General features: G+C 58.3%; 17 protein-coding genes. 3 read left to right on the plus strand and 14 right to left on the minus strand.

Annotated elements, in window-relative coordinates; genetic code table 11:
* Positions 1-38: 38 nt before the first annotated feature.
* Positions 39-947, plus strand: a complete 909-nt coding sequence (locus BG455_RS16125) for an SMR family transporter (protein ID WP_071471037.1) — start codon at positions 39-41, stop codon at positions 945-947.
* Here the strand turns inward: BG455_RS16125 and BG455_RS16130 are convergent.
* From BG455_RS16130 to BG455_RS16190, 13 genes are all read right to left on the minus strand, one after another.
* Complete coding sequence (locus BG455_RS16130; RefSeq protein ID WP_071471108.1) at positions 942-1,412, minus strand: CoA-binding protein; 471 nt, start codon at positions 1,410-1,412, stop codon at positions 942-944. The genes BG455_RS16125 and BG455_RS16130 overlap by 6 nt on opposite strands.
* A gap of 203 nt (positions 1,413-1,615) precedes the next feature.
* Positions 1,616-2,080, minus strand: coding sequence for a preQ(1) synthase (gene queF / locus BG455_RS16135; RefSeq protein WP_071471109.1), 465 nt, complete (start codon positions 2,078-2,080; stop codon positions 1,616-1,618).
* 23 nt (positions 2,081-2,103) lie between these two features.
* Complete coding sequence (gene queE, locus BG455_RS16140; RefSeq protein ID WP_071471038.1) at positions 2,104-2,811, minus strand: 7-carboxy-7-deazaguanine synthase QueE; 708 nt, start codon at positions 2,809-2,811, stop codon at positions 2,104-2,106.
* Complete coding sequence (gene queD, locus BG455_RS16145) at positions 2,808-3,161, minus strand: 6-carboxytetrahydropterin synthase QueD (protein WP_071471039.1); 354 nt, start codon at positions 3,159-3,161, stop codon at positions 2,808-2,810. The genes queE and queD overlap by 4 nt, the downstream gene beginning before the upstream one ends.
* Positions 3,161-3,862, minus strand: a complete 702-nt coding sequence (gene queC, locus BG455_RS16150; protein ID WP_071471040.1) for a 7-cyano-7-deazaguanine synthase QueC — start codon at positions 3,860-3,862, stop codon at positions 3,161-3,163. The genes queD and queC overlap by 1 nt, the downstream gene beginning before the upstream one ends.
* Positions 3,863-4,216: 354 nt before the next feature.
* The gene (gene rfbA / locus BG455_RS16155) at positions 4,217-5,089 is read right to left on the minus strand and encodes a glucose-1-phosphate thymidylyltransferase RfbA (protein ID WP_071471041.1); all 873 of its coding nucleotides are present in this window, start codon (positions 5,087-5,089) and stop codon (positions 4,217-4,219) included.
* Positions 5,086-5,934 (minus strand): dTDP-4-dehydrorhamnose reductase, encoded by an 849-nt coding sequence (gene rfbD, locus BG455_RS16160; protein ID WP_071471042.1) that lies wholly within the window; start codon positions 5,932-5,934, stop codon positions 5,086-5,088. Before rfbD ends, rfbA begins: the two co-directional genes overlap by 4 nt.
* Positions 5,931-6,974, minus strand: a complete 1,044-nt coding sequence (gene rfbB, locus BG455_RS16165) for a dTDP-glucose 4,6-dehydratase (RefSeq protein ID WP_071471043.1) — start codon at positions 6,972-6,974, stop codon at positions 5,931-5,933. The genes rfbD and rfbB overlap by 4 nt, the downstream gene beginning before the upstream one ends.
* A 4-nt stretch (positions 6,975-6,978) precedes the next feature.
* Entirely contained in the window at positions 6,979-7,533 is a 555-nt protein-coding gene (gene rfbC / locus BG455_RS16170) for a dTDP-4-dehydrorhamnose 3,5-epimerase (protein ID WP_071471044.1), read from the minus strand.
* A 291-nt stretch (positions 7,534-7,824) separates the two neighbouring features.
* Positions 7,825-8,295: a cyanase gene (gene cynS / locus BG455_RS16175; RefSeq protein WP_071471045.1), complete on the minus strand. Its 471-nt coding sequence runs from the start codon at positions 8,293-8,295 to the stop codon at positions 7,825-7,827.
* A 34-nt stretch (positions 8,296-8,329) separates the two neighbouring features.
* Complete coding sequence (locus tag BG455_RS16180) at positions 8,330-9,241, minus strand: ABC transporter ATP-binding protein (protein WP_071471046.1); 912 nt, start codon at positions 9,239-9,241, stop codon at positions 8,330-8,332.
* A gap of 13 nt (positions 9,242-9,254) precedes the next feature.
* Positions 9,255-10,088 (minus strand): nitrate ABC transporter permease, encoded by an 834-nt coding sequence (ntrB, locus tag BG455_RS16185; protein WP_071471047.1) that lies wholly within the window; start codon positions 10,086-10,088, stop codon positions 9,255-9,257.
* A 3-nt stretch (positions 10,089-10,091) separates the two neighbouring features.
* Complete coding sequence (locus BG455_RS16190) at positions 10,092-11,468, minus strand: CmpA/NrtA family ABC transporter substrate-binding protein (protein ID WP_071471048.1); 1,377 nt, start codon at positions 11,466-11,468, stop codon at positions 10,092-10,094.
* Positions 11,469-11,679: 211 nt separating this feature from the next.
* Between BG455_RS16190 and BG455_RS16195 the strand changes: the two genes are divergently transcribed.
* Positions 11,680-13,536 carry a sigma 54-interacting transcriptional regulator gene (locus tag BG455_RS16195; RefSeq protein ID WP_084386527.1) on the plus strand — a complete coding sequence of 619 codons (1,857 nt, stop codon included), beginning with the start codon at positions 11,680-11,682 and terminating at the stop codon, positions 13,534-13,536.
* A 305-nt stretch (positions 13,537-13,841) separates the two neighbouring features.
* Complete coding sequence (locus tag BG455_RS16200; protein WP_071471111.1) at positions 13,842-14,042, plus strand: helix-turn-helix transcriptional regulator; 201 nt, start codon at positions 13,842-13,844, stop codon at positions 14,040-14,042.
* A 277-nt stretch (positions 14,043-14,319) separates the two neighbouring features.
* Here the strand turns inward: BG455_RS16200 and BG455_RS16205 are convergent, their stop codons facing one another.
* Positions 14,320-17,967: a vitamin B12-dependent ribonucleotide reductase gene (locus BG455_RS16205; protein WP_071471049.1), complete on the minus strand. Its 3,648-nt coding sequence runs from the start codon at positions 17,965-17,967 to the stop codon at positions 14,320-14,322.
* Positions 17,968-18,149 lie beyond the last annotated feature (182 nt).

The following is an 18,149-nucleotide window of genomic DNA, read 5'->3' on the forward strand; positions in this document are numbered from 1 at the left end:
TATGCCGCACATGTTAACTATCTTCGCGGGTGCGCTGAATGAACGAGTGGCTGCTCTCTCTTGTCGGCACGGCGGAAGGTGCGCGTCTGGCAACGCTTCTTGCGCTGACTGCGGCGGTTGCGCATGCGGTCTTTGGCGCGCTTCAGAAAGGCGGGCATGATCCGTGGTTGTCGCGCGGGTCTATAGACCTGTCGCTTGTCGTGGTGTCTGCGCCGCTTGCGCTATTTGTCTTTGGCCTGCCTGACCCGCATATGTGGCCGGTTCTTGCGGGAGTGGTGGTCATTCATTTCATCTATAAAATGGCCATGGCGCTGGCCTATGAAAAGGCGGCGTTTACGGTGGTCTACCCCGTTGTGCGCGGCACTGGCCCATTGATCACTGTCATCGCGGCTATGCTGTTCTTCGGCGAGAGATATACCGCCCTGCAATGGCTGGGCGTGGCCTGCCTGTCGGGCGGCATTTTACTGCTTGCGCTGCGCAACCTGTCGGAAGAACAGATCGACATGCGCGCGCTGAAAGTGGGGCTGGTCTGGGCCTTGGCGGGGGGCGTGATGGTGGCGGTTTATACCACCTATGACGCATGGGCGATCCGCCTGTCGGGCGACCCGCTGGGGTTTGTCGCGTGGTTTTTTCTGCTCTCCTCGATTGATTTCATGATTTTGGGGGCGCTGCGTTATCGCAAAATGGCCCATCCCCCGCGCGCGGTCCCGCTGTTGCTGCGCGGGCTGGCGGGTGCGCTGATTGCCTATGTCAGCTTTGGCGCGGTCATGATTGCCACACTTATCGGCAAAGTGGGCGAGGCGGCAGTGCTGCGCGAAACCTCGACCGTGTTTGCGGCCTTTATCGGCTGGTTCATTCTGAAAGAACGTGTGGGGCCACGCAAACTGGCGCTGATGTGCCTGATCGCGCTTGGGGCGGTGGTCATGGAACTTGGCCGCGCATCATAGGCGCGACGACAGAATGCCTGTATTGATGCCCCCCATGCGCAATTCCCCGAACAGGCGCTGATATTCCATTTTCGGGCACAGGTTCTGCACCACATCCACCCCGCGCGCCTGTGCCTGTGCTGCGGCCTGCGGGTTCTGCACGCCAATCTGCATCCAGATCGTGCGCAAGTTGGGCAGATGCGCCAATGCCTCTTCGACAATCGGCGGTACATGCTCTGACCGGCGGAAGATATCGACCATATCCACCTCGGGCGGGCACTCTGCCAGGGTGGCGCGGACGGTTTCGCCCAGCAACTCTGCCCCCGCATGGCCCGGATTGACAGGGATCACACGAAAGCCTTTCAGCTTCATATACCGCGCCACGAAATAGCTTGGCCGCACAGGGTTTAGCGACACGCCCACCACCGCCACTGTTTTGGTGCGTTGCAAGATTTTTTTCAGGGTCGCATCATCTGGTCTGGTCATAGTGTGCAAGAAACCCTGTATCGCACGCAGGCGCAAGATGAAAAAACGCCCGACCATCAGGCCGGGCGCAGGTGCGGAACGAGGGACAGTAACAAAGAAGACGCGGATGTTCCGGTCCTGCGTCATCTTCTATATTTTGGGGCGTGCCCCCCAAACTTCCAGAGGCAATCGCGCAACTGTGAGGGGGGGGCGCCATGACCGCCCTAGCCGCGCCCCCGATAGGGTGCCACGCCCTGATCCGGTATCCAAACGCCATCGGGCATTGGGCCGGTTTGCCAGAAGACATCTATGGGAATCCCCCCACGCGGATACCAGTAGCCCCCAATCCGAAGCCATTGCGGGCTTAGGAACTCTACCAGCCGCCGCGCAATGGAAATGGTACAATCCTCGTGGAATGCGCCATGATTGCGGAACGCACCAAGGTAGAGTTTCAGCGACTTGCTCTCGACCAGCCACTCCCCCGGCACATAATCAATCACCAGATGCGCGAAATCCGGCTGCCCCGTCATAGGGCAAAGCGAGGTGAATTCAGGCGCCACAAAGCGCACGCAATAGGCAATATCTGCCTGCGGGTTCTGCACCCGCTCCAACATCGCGGTTTCGGGACTGGCCGGCAGATCCGTTGCGCCGCCCAATTGCTTCAGCCCGCTATAGATGGTTTCAGTCATGAAGATTTCCTTTTCCATAGATGTCAGACTCCGCGTTTATTGCCCCAGAGCAGCACATGAAGTTGCGGCAGCACGCGCGCGGCAAACCACCTGTCGGCTGTGACCTTTTCGACCAGCCACAACAGCCGGTCTGTACAGGCGGCCAGATCGACCGATTGCTGCGGGTCCAGATCGGGGTTTCCGGGTTGCAGATACAGCGGCAAGTCAGGGTATCTGCCTGCCGCCTCTCTGGCCCAAGCATAATCGGTTTCATCGAAGATCACGATTTTCAGCACAGTTTCGGGGCGCGCCTGTGCCATGGTCAGGCAGCTTTCAAACGCGGCCCAATCCACCACCTCGCCGCTGGAGGGTGGCTTGGGGCTTAGAACCAGCGTGTCAAGTTCGGCAAACCACTGCCGCGCGACCGATCCTTGGGTTTCGCAGGCAAAGCGGTAGCCATCCGACTTGCCCAGCGCGATCAGTGGCCCGAAATCCTGAATGGCAGGGTTGCCCCCGGATAGAGAGACAGTCAGCGGCTGCCCACCCGAAAGCGCGCGCACCTCATCCCAGACCGCTTGCGCGCTCATCTTCTGCCACTGGTGGCGATAGGCCGTATCTACAGCATGCATCGAGTCGCACCATACACAGCGGTAATCACACCCGCCCGCGCGCACGAAAACCGTAGGCGCGCCAATCAGCACCCCTTCCCCTTGAATGGTGGGGCCGAATATTTCGGAAATGCGCAAACTCATGGCCGGTATTCAGCCCATGTTTTTGGCGTTTCCGAGACTTTCACCGCTGCGGTTTCCGGCCAGCGCGCCTTGCACCAGTCATAGAAATGCCGTGCAAGGTTTTCGGCCGTCGAAGGAATGTCGAGGATGTCATCAAGATGGTGATGATCGAATGTATCGTCGATGTAAGACTTCAACGGCTTGAGTTCGTGATAATCGCGCACAAACCCGTCGGTGTTCAGGCTGTGGGCGGCCAGTTCAACCACAACGATATAGTTATGCCCGTGCAGCCGCGCGCATTGATGGTCTGAAGGCAAGTGGGACAACTGGTGCGAAGCCGAGAAATGGAACTCTTTGGTGATGCGAAACATCAGATTGCCTCTCTGCTGGCGATGGCCTGTTTCCAGAAGGTGGGGTCTTCATAGGGCGTGGGGTCAGGGATGCCCGCCAGATCAAACGCCTCGCGCCGCTCGACGCAGGTGCCGCAGCGCCCGCAATGCTGCGCGCCGCCTTTGTAACAGGACCATGTCTGCGCAAAGGGCGTGTCAACGCGCGCGCCGTCGCGCACAATATCCGCCTTGGAGCGATGCACAAACGGGGTATGCAAGGCAATCTGTGCATATCCGTCCAGCGCCGCGCGCTGCATGGCATCAAAGGCTTGGGTGAATTGGGGGCGGCAATCGGGGTAGATGAAATGGTCGCCCCCATGCACAGCTGTCGCCACAGCATCATCGCCCTGCGCCGCAGAAATACCATAGGCAATGCTCAGCATGATCGCGTTGCGATTGGGCACCACAGTAATTTTCATGGTGTCTTCGGCATAATGCCCGTCGGGCACCGCAATATCATCTGTCAATGCAGACCCCGTCAGCGCCGCGCCAACAGCGCGCATGTCGATCACATGATGCGGTACGCACAGCCGCGTGGCGCAGGCTTGCGCATAGTCCAGTTCCTTGCGGTGGCGCTGGCCATAATCGAAAGAGGTAAGGCGCGCCAGCGCGCCCTGTCTGGCCAGAATATGGGCGAGCGAAACAGAGTCCAACCCGCCAGAGCAGATAACATTCGTTTTCATATGTCAGTCCTTGTTTTGATGACCGGGTAGGCTGCGACCGGTGGGCTGCGAGGTAGTCTTCACACTTGGAAAAGGCAACCCTTTGCAACATGTTCTGAAGATTTGCCCTAAGGCCTGGGCTTGTGCCGCATTTTATGTCCTGCGCCCCTCCGCCACTTTTGCAATCCGCGCATCCCCGCCCGAAGGCTTGGGCGGGCAGAGTTGCAAAGCTGGGGCATAGAATTGCAAGCATGTGCCACACGGCACATGATATGCAATACTACGGGGGCGAGGGCTTGGCGCGCATAGACCCGGCGTCAAGGCAGAACGCCGCCGCGCATCGGTCCAGACATAGCCTGCGTCAGATGTCGCGCGTCAGGTCACCAGCCCTTTGAGGAACGCACCATAGGCGTTTTTCCCGAACAGGCTTATCCGCTTATCCAACCCGGTTGCGTCGATCCAGCCCTGAGAGAATGCAATCTCGTCAGGGCTTCCGATCTGAAGCCCTTGTCGCTGCTCCAATGTGCGCACGAAATTGCCTGCATCCAGCAGGCTTTCATGCGTGCCAGTGTCGAGCCACGCATAGCCGCGACCCATTGTCTCGACCCGCAAAGCGCCCTCTGACAGATACAGTTCCAGCAATGTTGTTATTTCCAACTCTCCGCGCGGGGATGGCGAGATGGTCGCAGCCTTTTGCGGGGCGGTGCCATCAAGGCAATACAACCCCGTCACCGCGTAATTCGAGGGGGGCACGGATGGTTTCTCGATGATCGCGCGCACGCGCCCTTGATCGTCAAAATCCACAACGCCGTAGCGTTCGGGGTCGGCCACGCGGTAACCAAATACCGTGCCGCCCATGCCTTGCGCATCTGCGCGCGCCAGCATCTCTGGCAGGCCATGGCCAAAGAAGATATTGTCGCCCAGCACCATCAACGACGGGCTGCCTGCAAGAAACTCCTCTGCCAGCAGATAGGCCTGCGCCAGCCCATCGGGGCTGGGCTGCGTGATCCATGTAAAATCCAGCCCCCATTGGCTGCCATCGCCCATCAGCCGTTGAAACTGCGCCTGATCCTCTGGCGTGGTGATGATGGCAATCTCGCGGATACCCGCCAGCATGATGGCAGATAGCGGGTAATAGATCATGGGTTTGTCATAGACCGGCAAAAGCTGCTTGGAGATGCCCATCGTAATCGGGTAAAGCCGCGTGCCCGATCCGCCTGCCAGAATAATACCTTTGCGCTGTGTCATGAATTGCCTTTCAAATCTCTTAAAACATCCTCTAGCCCTTCGCGCCAACTGGGGCGGTCAAGGCCGAAAACAGACAGGCTGGAACAGTCCATCCGCGAATTCAACGGGCGGCGCGCGGGGGTTGGGTAGGCCAAGGTTGGAATATCCGCAATCTCGCAGTGCAAGCCCGCCTCGGCCATGATCGCGCGGGCAAACCCGGCCCAGCTTGTGTCAGGTGCCCCGCTGAGGTGATAGGTGCCAGAAGCTTCTGGCGCGGTCTGTAAGTGCTGCGCAATGGTCAGGCAGGCTTGCCCAATGGCGCGCGCAGGCGTCGGCCCGCCAATCTGGTCGGCCACAACAGTCAGGCTGTCGCGTTCCGCGCCCAGACGCAGCATGGTCTTGACGAAATTATTGCCATGTGCCGAAAATACCCAGGATGTGCGCAAGATCGCATAGGTGCCCCCCGCTGCACGCACGCCCTGTTCCCCTTTAAGTTTCGAGCGGCCATAAGCCCCCAGCGGTTCGGTGGGGTGGTCGGGCGCAAAAGGCACCTCGCCTGACCCGTCAAACACATAATCGGTCGAGATATGGACCAGCGGGATGCCAAGCGCGGCGCAGGCGCGCGCCATCGCCGCGGGCGCATCGCCATTGATGGTGGTGGCGAGGGCGTCTTCCTCCTCTGCCCGGTCCACAGCCGTATAGGCGGCGGCATTGATCACAACGCGGGGCGCATGCGCGCGAATGGCGGCAGCGCAGGCATCCGGGTCAGACAGATCGGCCTGCGCGCGGCCAAGAAACAGCGCGTCAGGCTGCAAGCGCTGCAATTCGGTCGCAACCTGCCCGCTTTGGCCGAAGACAAGGATCATGCCTTTACCCCCAGCCGCTGGCCCACGCCTTGGCGCGCCTGCAAGGGTCGCCACCAATCTGTATTGGCCAGATACCAGTCAACCGTGCGCGCCAGCCCTTCTTCCACAGTAACCGAAGGCCGCCAGCCCAGTTCCTGACGGATGCGCGCGGGGTCAATCGCATAGCGCGCGTCATGGCCGGGGCGGTCGGTGACGAAAGTGATCTGATCGGCGTAAGAGCCGCTTGCCTTTGGCTGCTTCTCATCAAGAATTGCACACAGCGTGCGGACCAGTTCAAGGTTCGAGCGTTCATTCTCGCCGCCGATATTGTAGCTGCGCCCCAGCGCGCCCTTTTCCAGCACCAGCAGCAGGGCATCGGCGTGGTCTTCGACATACAGCCAGTCGCGCACATTGGAACCGTCGCCATAAATCGGCAGCGGTTTGCCCGCCAGCGCATTCAGGATGATGACAGGGATCAGCTTCTCGGGGAAATGGAAGGGGCCGTAATTGTTCGAGCAATTCGTCATCACCACGGGCAGGCCATAAGTGTGGTGCCATGCCTGCACCAGATGATCGCTTGCCGCTTTGCTGGCCGAATAGGGCGAGCGCGGGTCATAGGGGGTGGTTTCCGTGAACTGGCCCTCTGGCCCCAGTGAGCCAAACACCTCATCCGTGCTGATATGGTGGAAGCGGAAACTCTCTGGGCGGCCGCTGTCCTGCCAATAGCTGCGCGCGGCTTCCAATAGCGTATAAGTGCCCGTCACATTGGTCGAGATGAAATCGCCCGGCCCGTCGATAGAACGGTCAACATGGCTCTCTGCGGCCAGATGCATCACCGCGTCTGGCTGGTGGCTGGCAAACACGCGGTCCAGGCTTGCGCGGTCACGAATATCGGCCTGCGCAAAGGCATAAAGCGGGCTATCTGCCACGCTGGCCACATTCTCCAGACAGGCGGCATAGGTCAGCGCATCCAGATTGACGACATAATGCCCGCGCGCGACCGCCAGCCGCACCACAGCAGAGCCGATGAAGCCTGCGCCCCCGGTAACCAATATCTTCATGCGCTTAACCTTCAAATTGAAACGGGCTGGTGAAATCTGCAAACGGGGTGGCGCGCGCATCCTTGTCGGACAGGATGGGCGCATCGGTGCCCCAGTCAATGCCCACGCTATCCCATGCCACGGCACCATCACAATCCGGCGCATAGGTGTCGGTGCATTTATACTGCACCTCGCATTCCTCGGTCAGGGTCAGGAATCCGTGCAAAAAACCTTTGGGCACAAATAACTGCGCGCCATTCTCGGCCGAGAGTTCAACCGCCACATGCTGGCCATAGCTGGCAGAGCCTTGGCGCACATCCACCGCCACATCCAGTATCGCCCCTTTCGAGCAGCGCACCAGCTTGTCCTGCGCGCGCAGCGGGCGTTGGTAATGCAGCCCGCGCAATGTGTGGCGCGGGGCGGAATAGCTGTGATTGTCCTGCACAAATTCCGGCCAGTCCAGCCCGGCCTCTGCCAGCGCGGTCTTGTTCCACGTCTCCATGAACCAGCCACGCGCATCGCCAAAGCGCCGCGGGGTGATCGCCACAAGATCAGGGATGTCGAAAAATTCAATCTTCATAACGCTGCCTTTTAACCTACTCGCTACTCGGGAATCCTATGATTCACAAGATTTGCCGTGGTGTCGCAGGCAAGGACGGGCAACATAGCCGGAATTTAGGGCTTTTTTGTGGGGCAATATGGGTGTCTCTGAGCCGGTCAGACCAAAATTAAAGACAACATGAAACAGCCGGGTGGCTTACCAGATATCTACGAACTGGGAATCAGCAATGGGGCCGCAACACTGCGGCCCCGTAGATTGTGCCTTCACCGCCAGATCTGACACGATGAAGGCAGGTTTTCAGGCAGTTATTTACCAAGTCGCATAAGCAAGATATTTCCCCGACATCTCAACCTTCACGCGATCACCTTTCGGGTGCGGAACGCGCGAGATAACCATGTCAAAGTCGATGGCCGACATGATGCCATTGCCGAATTCTTCCTGAATAAGGTCTTTTATGGTCGGGCCATAGACGCCCACAATCTCGTACAGGCGATAAATGCACGGGTCGGTGGGAACGGCCTGTTCCCAGATTTTGGTGGGGTATTCTTCCAGCACCTCTTGCGCCTCTGAGGGCAGGTCAAGCAAGCTGACAAGGGCGGCGGCCTTGTCTGCGGGCATGGCGTTCATGCCCATGCAGGCGGAATGGGTGAAGACAGGCGACAGGCCGATGCCTGCGGCAATCTCTTCCCATTTCATGCGCTTGCGCTTTTTGGCCGACAGAATAAGGACGGTGACATCTTCTTTCGTCAACATCTCTGCGGCGCTTATCAGGTCTTTCATGGGGTTTCTCCTCTCAAGGGGGTGGTGTGTTGGCTCAGCCGTTGACGGCTTGCAGATGGGTTGGTCTTGGTTTCGGCTCTGGGTCGGGTGCGTTTTCGGTCAGGTCGATGCGCACAGTCTCGGGGCTTTGGCTTTCCCCCTCTGACCGCTGGCCCGCCAGTTCCTTGGACCGTTTGCCAAGAAACTGCACCAGATGGTTGCGGATGGCGTAATAGTTGGGGTGATTGACAATCTCGGTGCGGATGCGGGGCCGTGGAATGGTAATTTCAACCGATTCCGCGACGCGCGCAAAGGGGCCATTTGTCATCAGCAAGATGCGGTCAGCCAGAAGGATGGCTTCGTCAATGTCATGGGTGATCATGAACACGGTCTGTTCGGTCTTGCTCCAGACTTTCAGCAGTTCTTCCTGAATGGTGCCGCGTGTCAGCGCGTCCAGCGCACCAAAAGGTTCATCCAGCAGCAGCAGCTTCGGCTGGTTGGCAAAGGCGCGTGCAATCGACACACGCTGGCGCATACCGCCCGATAACTGGCTGGGCTTGCGGTGGATCACATCGCCTTCCAGCCCCACCATTGCCAGATATTTGGTGGCATGTTCCAAGACCTGCTCGCGTGACCAGTCGCGGTAGCGGGCCTTGACGCCGAAGGTCACATTCTTCAGCGCCGACAGCCATGGCAGGAGTGAGTAGTTCTGAAACACCACGCCGCGGTCCAGTGACGGGCCGGATACGGCCACACCATCCATCTTGACCACGCCAGAAGTGGGATCGGACAGGCCCGCCAGCACATTCATGATGGTGGATTTGCCGCAGCCCGAATGGCCCAGAATGCAGACAAATTCGCCCTTTTCAATGCCGAAGCTGGCATTCTCGAACACAGTCAGCGTGCCGCCTGCCCCATCGGGGAAGGTCTGGGTCAGCCGCTCGATACTCAGGAAATGTTTGTGCATATGTGCACTCCTTTCATTCAGCATAGGTGACCGCGCGTTGCAGGGTTGCGAAGACCGCATCCAGCAACATGCCCACCACGCCGATCATGAGGATTGAGAAGATGACAGATGTCAGGTCGAGGTTGTTCCACTCGTTCCAGACATAATAGCCAATGCCCGTGCCACCGACGAGCATTTCCGCCGCGACAATCACCAGCCACGCAATCCCGATGGAAATGCGCATGCCTGTCAGAATGGTCGGGGCTGCAGCAGGCAGAATAACTGTAAACGCCGTGCGCAGGCTGCCCAACTCATGCGTGCGGGCGACATTGACCCAGTCAGCCCGGACGCCTGCCACCCCGAAAGCCGTATTCAGCAGCATCGGCCAGACCGAGCAGATGAAAATCACGAAAATCGCGCTGGAATTGGCGTCTTGGATGATGAACAGCGCAAGCGGCATCCATGCCAGCGGCGAGATGGGGCGCAAAACCTGAATAAACGGGTTCAGCGCCTTGTAGGCAACGGGCGACATGCCGATCAGAAAACCCAGCGGGATGGCCACAAGAACGGCCAGCCCAAAGCCCGAGAGCACACGCGAAATCGAATAGGCCAGCTGAATGCCGATCCCTTTGTCATTGGGGCCGGCATCGTAGAACGGGTTGCTCAACTGTTCCCACGCTTTGACCATCACATCGCTGGGGGGCGGGATGGCAGAACGTTGCTGCCCCAACCCCATCAGGATTTCATATTCGGTCAGCGCTTCGCCCAGTACCTGACGCGTGATCGAGATTTCCCACGCGCCCAGAAAGACGATCAGCAGCACAAAAGACAGAATGGCAGCGCGCTTGTTTATGGATAGGCTTTGCATGGCTTACCCCCGTTTAATTGCGAAGCTGTCGACATAGGCTTCGGGCTGGTCGGGGTCGAATGTCTTGCCCATGATGGTATGTGACTTGTAATTTACCTCTGGCGCGTCATAGCCCAGATCTGTCATCACCTTGCGCGCGTCAGAAGCCAGATAGACCTGTTCGGCAATCGCCTTGTAGTCAATATCGCCATCAATATAGCCCCAGCGCTTCATCTGCGTCAGAATCCACACCCCCATGGATTGCCACGGGAACGGGTCGAAATCGATCCGGTCTGGAACGCGCTGCACATTGCCCAGACCATCGGCATAGGTGCCAGTCAGAACCTGCTCGATCACCGGCACGGGCTGGTTAAGGTAGTTGGCAGGCGCGATCGCTTCCGAGATTTCTTTGCGGTTGTCAGGGTTCGAGGCGTATTGCGTCGCATCAATGATGGATTTCAGCAGCGCGCCATAGGTGTTGGGCATTTCCACTGCAAAGCGGCGGGGCGCGGCAAAGGCGCAGCAGGGGTGCCCCTCCCAGATATCTTTGGTCAGCATGTGGATAAAGCCGATCCCCTCCCACACGGCACGCTGGTTGAACGGATCGGGCGACAGGTAGCCGTCCAGATTGCCCGCACGCAGGTTGGCGACCATTTCAGGCGGCGGCACAACGCGGATTTGAATATCGCGGTCAGGGTCCAGCCCGTGTTCGGCCACATAATAGCGCAGCAGGAAATTGTGCATCGAATATTCGAACGGCACACCAAAGGTCATGCCCTTCCATTGCTGCGGATCGCGCTTGTCCAGATGCTCGTTCGACAGCACGATGGCCTGCCCGTTGATATTCTCGACCGCGGGCATGATATAGGGCACAGCAGACGACCCCGCGCCCAGCGTCATGGCAAGCGGCATGGGGGTCAGCATATGGCTTGCATCATACTGGCCAGACAGCGACATGTCGCGCGCCACGGCCCAGCCTGCGGTTTTGACAACTTCGACATTCAGGCCATAGCGGTTATAAAACCCCATCGGTTCGGCCATGATGATAGGCGTCGCGCAGGTGATGGCGACAAAGCCCACTTTCAAATCGGGCTTCTCTGGTGCGCCCAGCTCATCCATGATCAGCGCCTTGGCCTGATCCAATGGAAAGACCGAAGCCAGCGCCGCCGCGAATGCGCCCCCGCCCAGCATGCCCATCATCGACCGGCGGCTGATATCGTTATGGCCAAAGACCGAGCGCACAACCGCGCTTTCAACCGCACGCTCCAACATCGCCTCCGATGTCATGGGGGCGGAAATTTTGGCGCGCGCATCGGTGGTGCAGGTTTCGCAGCCGCACCCTGCGCCATGGCGCAAATCTGTCTTATGGGAAAACGGGTTTCCAAGGCTCTTGTTCGACATGGTATCCCTCATGTGCAATTTGCGATGATCTGGGGACAGAATACCAATACTGCGGTGCAGAATAATCCTGTTTCCCGAGATTTTATCTTTAAATTTTATTAAATTAATACAAGTACTTATGCCAATTTCTGCGCAAATATAATTACGATAAATCGTAATTTACGAAATATCGTATTGCCAGTTTGGGGCAATTGCAGGCACTGTCAGGGGTATGAAAACAGACATCCCCATGCCCGAATCCCTGCTTGAAGCCGTGCCGCATGCCGCCTTGGTATTGGACACAGCGCAAGATCAGGTCATCGCTGCAAACCGGCTGGCCATGCAGCTTTTGGCGCAAGACTCGGCCAGCGGATTTGCCTTTGCCCCCCATATTGCCGATAATTTCGCGGGCTTTCTGGTGTGTCTGGATGAACTGGCGCATCGGGGCCGCGTGTGGCGGCGCGATATTCCCTTGCAAGACCAGAACCGCCACCCGCTGCATTGCGAATTGCGCGGCACACAGATCGGCCAGTCTCCGCATTTGGTCATGCTGACATTGATCGACCTGAACGAGATGTTGCGCCACGACCAGATCGCCGAGGCCGGAGAGGTACAGCGCCTTGGCCTGCTGGAATGGCAGCGCGCGCAAGCCTTTTTCAGCGAATTGGAACGCCAGAACCAGTTGATCCTGAACGCGGCAGGCGAAGGCATTTACGGGGTGAATGCCGATGGCAAAACCACTTTCGTCAACCGCGCCGCCCGCGAAATGCTGGGCTGGAGTGCCGAAGACCTGCTGGGCCGCGACATTCATTCAATGATCCACCACCACCACCTGAGCGGCGAGGCATACCCCGCGCATGACTGCCCGATCTACCAGTCCTTCCGCTATGAACAGGTGAACCGCATCGAGGATGAGGTGTTCTGGCGCAAGGATGGCAAACCCATCCGCGTCGAATATGTCTCGACCCCGATTTATGACCAGAATGTTCTGGCAGGGGCCGTGGTCATTTTCCGCGACATCACCGAACGCAAAGAGAATGAGCGCAAACTGCGCGATGCCATGACCGAGGTGCAGGCCCTGCGCGAACAGGTCGAGCAGGAAAATGCCTATCTGCAAGAAGCCATCGCGTCAGAGCGCGCACATCATGAGATTATCGGCAGCTCGCCCGCGATTCAGGATGTTTTAAGCAGGATCGAACGTGTCGCGGGCACAGAGGCAACGGTCCTGATTTCAGGCGAGGCGGGAACCGGCAAAGCGCTGGTCGCCTCTGCCATCCACAAAGACAGCGCGCGGCGGCGCCGGTCGCTTATTCATTTCAAATGCAGCGCGGTCACGTCTGATGCAATCGAAGCAGAACTGTTCGGCCATATTCGCGGGGCCTTTCCCGGTGCGCTGCGTGACAGACCGGGCATGTTGGAGCTTGCGCATAATGGCACATTGTTTCTGGATGATGTCGATGAATTGCCGCTAAGCCTGCAAGGCCGCCTGTTGCATGCGCTTCAGGAAGGAAGCGTCACGCGGCTGGGCGATACCCGCGCGCGCGAGATAAGCATTCGCGTCATTGCCGCCAGTCGCAAGCCGCTGGAAACATTGGTGCGCAGGGGCCAGTTCCGCGAAGAGCTGTTCATGTTTCTCAACGTCTTCCCGATCACCTGTCAGGCCCTGCGCGAACGCCGCGAAGATATCCCGCCGCTGGCCGCACATTTTCTGACTTTGGCCTGCAAGCGTTTGAACACAAAAATGCCCACCATCTCGCGCCACGCGATGGAAAAGCTGATCTCGTATCACTGGCCCGGAAATGTGCGCGAATTGCAAAATGTGATTGACCGCAGCAGCATCATTTCAACCGGCGGCAAGCTGCAAGTGGACCTGGCCCCCCCCCCGTTGCAGGACACTCATGACCCCACCAGCGTTATGACAGATGCCGAGATGACCTCGGTCATGCGGGCCAATATTGTCAATGCCTTGCGCAAGGCCAAGGGAAAAGTCGCCGGTTCACAGGGCGCGGCCGATATGCTGATGGTGCAGCCAACAACCTTGTATTCAAGGATCAAGAAACTTCGCATCCAGCCAGAAGACTGGCTGTGAAGCGCTGCTTTGAACACCACGCAGACAACCGCACGAACTCGACACAGCGCCCTGCATAACACGGGGCCAGCGCAAGCAAGCGGGCGCGGCACCTTGTCATAAAGATGCATTATAATTGAATTTTCAATTTTAGCATACGCTTAGGTAGACTGGTGGAGGGGATGGGCCTAGGGTCGAACCTTCTCAGAGCCCGACCAAACAGGCCGAAGCTACAAGATGAATTGTAACTATCTGATTTGCATATAATTTTCGCTGACGCCTTCGTTCCCCTGCGCCCATGTGGGCGCGCGCGAAAGGAGTCGAAAATGCGTGAAACTTGTTTGAATCAGACAGAGCTGGCAGCACGCTGGGAAATCAGCCCGAGGACGCTGGAACGGTGGCGCTGGATCGGGGACGGGCCTCGGTTCCTGAAAATCGGCGGTCGTGTGATCTACAGAATTGAAGACGTGGAAGCGTTCGAGCGCGCTGCGCTGAGTGCTGCCGGAGAACAGTATCGAAAGGATTGAGCACCGCATGATTGCGTATTCTAGTCTGCCTTCATAAGCCACCGTTATCGTTCCGTAGTCGACGTCCCGATTCTGCACCGATCTTGAATTTGGCTTCGCGGACTGATCTTCTCGGACGCCTCAGCGCTGTTGCTTATGAGCGAGGGGGCGAAGCCAAGAGCGTTCATCTGATCCTTTTCTGATTTATGCCCCGGAGAAATTTTGGCCCGAAGGGGAGGATTTATCCCCCCATTCGGGAGGAACTATCCCCCCGGGGACAATCACCAGCTGACCTCCCTCAACTACACCCGCTCGTGCCGCCGCATGTGTTGCACTTCATGCAGGTGCCGTTGCGCACCAGCGTATAGTTGCCGCATTCGCCGCAAGGGTCGCCCTCATAGCCCTGCATCCGGGCTTTGGCACGGGCATCCAGCGGGGCGATGCTGACGGTTTCGACTTCGCGCGTCTCGAAAGCCACGGCGGTGTTGCCATCGGTTGAATACCCTGTTGCAGCCTGCCCCCCTTGCAGCACATGCAATTCTTGCGGCAGGCGCTTGCGCAGATAGCCGGTCGAGCTGATCTGGCGCAGCACCTCAAGCGAGCGGGACGCGGCACCATCAGAGAGTTCAGAGATATTCGCCTGCCCCTCATTCTCGCCGGCGCCCAGATCATCGAATGCAGTGCCGGAAGGTTTCACATGCGCCAGATCAGTGCGGTCCAGATAGCTGACAGCCAGTTCGCGGAAGATATAATCAAGAATCGAAGTTGCGTTCTTGATGCTGTCATTGCCCTGCACCATGCCTGCCGGTTCAAAGCGGGTGAAGGTGAAAGCATCGACAAATTCTTCCAGCGGCACACCGTATTGCAGGCCCACCGACACAGCGATGGCAAAATTGTTCATCATCGCACGAAAGCCTGCACCTTCCTTGTGCATGTCGATGAAAATCTCGCCCAGCTTGCCGCTGCTGTATTCGCCCGTGCGCAAGTAAACCTTGTGCCCGCCGACGATGGCTTTCTGGGTGTAACCCTTGCGCCGCTCTGGCAGTTTTTCGCGGTGGCGGCGGATCACTTCCTTGACGATGATCTTTTCAACAATCTTCTCGGCCAGAACCTGCGCCTTTTCTTGCTGGCTGCCGGATTCGAGGATTTCTTCGGCCTCTGCGTCATCTTCAATCAGGGCTGCGGCAAGGGGCTGTGACAGTTTGGACCCGTCACGATACAGCGCATTGGCCTTGATCCCCAGCGACCATGACAATTCATAGGCGGCCAGCGTTTCCTCGATCGTTGCCGAATTGGGCATGTTGATCGTCTTGGAAATCGCCCCCGAGATAAAGCTTTGCGCCGCCGCCATCATGTAGATGTGGCTGTTGACCGACAGATAGCGCGTGCCCTTCTTGCCGCAGGGGTTGGCGCAATCGAAGACGCTGTAATGCTCAGCCTTCAGATGTGGCGCACCTTCCAGTGTCATGGTGCCACAGACATGGTCATTCGCTGCATCGATCTGGGCTTTCGTAAAGCCAAGGTGGCGCAGCAGGTCAAAGCCGGGGTTGTTCAATTCGGACACCGGAATGCCCAATGTTTCGCGGCAGAATGCCTCGCCCAATGTCCATTGGTTGAACACGAAACGGATGTCGAAAGCAGATGGCAGGGCGGCTTCGATTTTCTGGATCTCTGCCGCACCAAAGCCGTGGCCCAGAAGGCTGGTGTGGTTGATGCCGGGTGCCTGACCAAGAGAGCCATGGCCCACAGCATAGGCGATAATCTCGCCCACGTCCGATTCGCGGTAGCCCAGCTTGCGCAGGGCTGCGGGAACCGACTGGTTGATGATCTTGAAATAGCCGCCACCAGCCAGTTTCTTGAACTTCACCAGTGCGAAGTCAGGCTCGATCCCTGTTGTGTCGCAATCCATCACCAGACCGATTGTGCCGGTAGGCGCGATCACGGTCGATTGTGCGTTGCGGTAGCCGTGCGCCTCGCCAAGGCTGAGGGCCTCATCCCATGCCGCGCGGGCCAGTTCGACCAAGCGCGCCTCGGGGCAGTTGGCGGCATCCAGTGCCAGGGGCGCGATATTCACCCCCTCATAGCTGGCATCGGCATAGGCCGCGCGGCGGTGGTTGCGGATGACCCGCAGCATATGATCGGCGTTTTTCTTATAGCCGGGGAACGCGCCCAGCTCTGCGGCCATCTCTGCCGAAGTGGCGTAAGCAACGCCTGTCATCAGCGCGGTCAGCGCGCCGCACAGGGCGCGGCCTTCATCCGAATCATAGCCAAAGCCCATATTCATCAGCAACCCGCCGATATTGGCATAGCCCAGACCCAGCGTGCGGAATTCGTAAGACCGCTGCGCGATTTCTTTCGACGGGAACTGCGCCATCATCACGCTGATTTCCAGCGTGATCGTCCACAGACGGGTCGCGTGCATATAGCCTTCGGCGTTGAACACCTTGCCATCATAGAATTTCAGCAGGTTCATCGAGGCCAGATTGCAGGCCGTATCATCAAGGAACATGTATTCAGAACACGGGTTCGAGCCGCGAATGGCCCCGTCCGCAGGGCAGGTGTGCCATGCGTTCACTGTGTCATGAAACTGGATGCCCGGATCGGCACAGGCCCATGCGGCATGGCCCACCTGGTCCCACAACTCGCGCGCCTTGATGGTTTTGGCAACCTTGCCATCGGTGCGGCGTAGCAATTCCCAATCGGCATCATCCTTGACAGCCTTCAGGAAGGCATCGGTCACGCGCACCGAGTTGTTCGAGTTCTGGCCCGAGACGCTGACATAGGCTTCCGAATCCCAATCCGTGTCATAGGTGGGGAATTCGATGCTGTCATAGCCCTGGCGGGCATATTGCAGCACGCGCCCGATATAGGTTTCGGGGATCATCGACTTTTTGGCCGATTTTATCGCCGCTTTCAGCGCAGGGTTCTTTGTCGGATCGACGGCATCCTCTGTGCTGCCATCCCATGCCCGGATTGCGCCAAAAATCTCGTTCAGGCGCGCTTCGTGCAATTTGGAACCGGCAACAAGAGAGGCGACTTTTTGTTCTTCGATCACCTTCCAGTTGATGAATTCCTCGATATCGGGATGGTCCATATCACAGATAACCATCTTCGCCGCGCGGCGCGTGGTCCCGCCCGACTTGATCGCGCCAGCCGCGCGATCACCGATTTTCAGGAAACCCATCAACCCAGAGGATTTACCGCCGCCCGACAGTTTCTCGCCTTGCCCACGCAGCGAGCTGAAGTTGGTTCCTGTGCCGGAACCATATTTGAACAGGCGCGCTTCGCGCACCCAAAGATCCATGATGCCGCCGTCATTCACCAGATCATCGCTGACACTCTGGATGAAACAGGCATGCGGCTGGGGGTGTTCATAGCTGGATTTCGACTTCACCAGCTTGTGGGTAAAGGGGTCCACATAGAAATGGCCCTGTGACGGCCCATCAATGCCATACGCCCAATGCAGACCAGTGTTGAACCATTGCGGGCTGTTGGGCGCGGCCATTTGTGCGGCCAGCATGAAGCGCATTTCATCAAAATAGGTTTGCGCATCGGATTCGGTGGCGAAATAGCCGCCCTTCCAGCCCCAATAGCACCAGGCGCCTGCCAGACGGTCAAACACCTGCTTGGCCGACGATTCGCCTATGTAGCGCGCATCTTCCGGCAGGTCTTTCAGCGCGGCCTCATCCGCGACCGAGCGCCACAGGAATTCTGGCACACCCTCTTCTGCCACGCGCTTCAGCCGCGCGGGCACACCGGCCTTGCGGAAATATTTTTGGGCAATGACGTCAGAGGCCACTTGCGACCAGCCCGATGGCACCTCAACCGCGTCATTGCGGAACACCACTGTGCCATCAGGGTTGCGGATTTCCGAAACCGTGGTGGTGAAGTCCAGTGCCGCATAAGCGTCTTTGTTGCTTGTGGTGAAATGCCGCTCGATGATCATCTGCCTATCCTTTTCATCTCTATTCGCTGCGCCAGTTAACCCTGGCCTGTCACAACACAGGACACACAGCAGAAAGTGCGCGCTGCTGCGCGGCTTTCATTGTTCGGTTATTGGCCGAAACTACTCTTCGCTGTTATGTTTTCGTCTAGGCACTTTCACGCTTGACTACATGTTGTGCTCTG

It is taken from the genome of Roseinatronobacter thiooxidans (assembly GCF_001870675.1).
Lineage (GTDB): Bacteria > Pseudomonadota > Alphaproteobacteria > Rhodobacterales > Rhodobacteraceae > Roseinatronobacter > Roseinatronobacter thiooxidans.

Excerpts from the sequence above, each read along its gene's own strand:
- BG455_RS16125 (WP_071471037.1), top strand. The coding sequence starts at position 39 with ATGAACGAGTGGCTGCTCTCTCTTGTCGGCACGGCGGAAGGTGCGCGT.
- BG455_RS16130 (WP_071471108.1), bottom strand. The coding sequence starts at position 1,412 with ATGACCAGACCAGATGATGCGACCCTGAAAAAAATCTTGCAACGCACC.
- queF (WP_071471109.1), bottom strand. The coding sequence starts at position 2,080 with ATGACTGAAACCATCTATAGCGGGCTGAAGCAATTGGGCGGCGCAACG.
- queE (WP_071471038.1), bottom strand. The coding sequence starts at position 2,811 with ATGAGTTTGCGCATTTCCGAAATATTCGGCCCCACCATTCAAGGGGAA.
- queD (WP_071471039.1), bottom strand. The coding sequence starts at position 3,161 with ATGTTTCGCATCACCAAAGAGTTCCATTTCTCGGCTTCGCACCAGTTG.
- queC (WP_071471040.1), bottom strand. The coding sequence starts at position 3,862 with ATGAAAACGAATGTTATCTGCTCTGGCGGGTTGGACTCTGTTTCGCTC.
- rfbA (WP_071471041.1), bottom strand. The coding sequence starts at position 5,089 with ATGACACAGCGCAAAGGTATTATTCTGGCAGGCGGATCGGGCACGCGG.
- rfbD (WP_071471042.1), bottom strand. The coding sequence starts at position 5,934 with ATGATCCTTGTCTTCGGCCAAAGCGGGCAGGTTGCGACCGAATTGCAG.
- rfbB (WP_071471043.1), bottom strand. The coding sequence starts at position 6,974 with ATGAAGATATTGGTTACCGGGGGCGCAGGCTTCATCGGCTCTGCTGTG.
- rfbC (WP_071471044.1), bottom strand. The coding sequence starts at position 7,533 with ATGAAGATTGAATTTTTCGACATCCCTGATCTTGTGGCGATCACCCCG.
- cynS (WP_071471045.1), bottom strand. The coding sequence starts at position 8,295 with ATGAAAGACCTGATAAGCGCCGCAGAGATGTTGACGAAAGAAGATGTC.
- BG455_RS16180 (WP_071471046.1), bottom strand. The coding sequence starts at position 9,241 with ATGCACAAACATTTCCTGAGTATCGAGCGGCTGACCCAGACCTTCCCC.
- ntrB (WP_071471047.1), bottom strand. The coding sequence starts at position 10,088 with ATGCAAAGCCTATCCATAAACAAGCGCGCTGCCATTCTGTCTTTTGTG.
- BG455_RS16190 (WP_071471048.1), bottom strand. The coding sequence starts at position 11,468 with ATGTCGAACAAGAGCCTTGGAAACCCGTTTTCCCATAAGACAGATTTG.
- BG455_RS16195 (WP_084386527.1), top strand. The coding sequence starts at position 11,680 with ATGAAAACAGACATCCCCATGCCCGAATCCCTGCTTGAAGCCGTGCCG.
- BG455_RS16200 (WP_071471111.1), top strand. The coding sequence starts at position 13,842 with ATGCGTGAAACTTGTTTGAATCAGACAGAGCTGGCAGCACGCTGGGAA.
- BG455_RS16205 (WP_071471049.1), bottom strand. The coding sequence starts at position 17,967 with ATGATCATCGAGCGGCATTTCACCACAAGCAACAAAGACGCTTATGCG.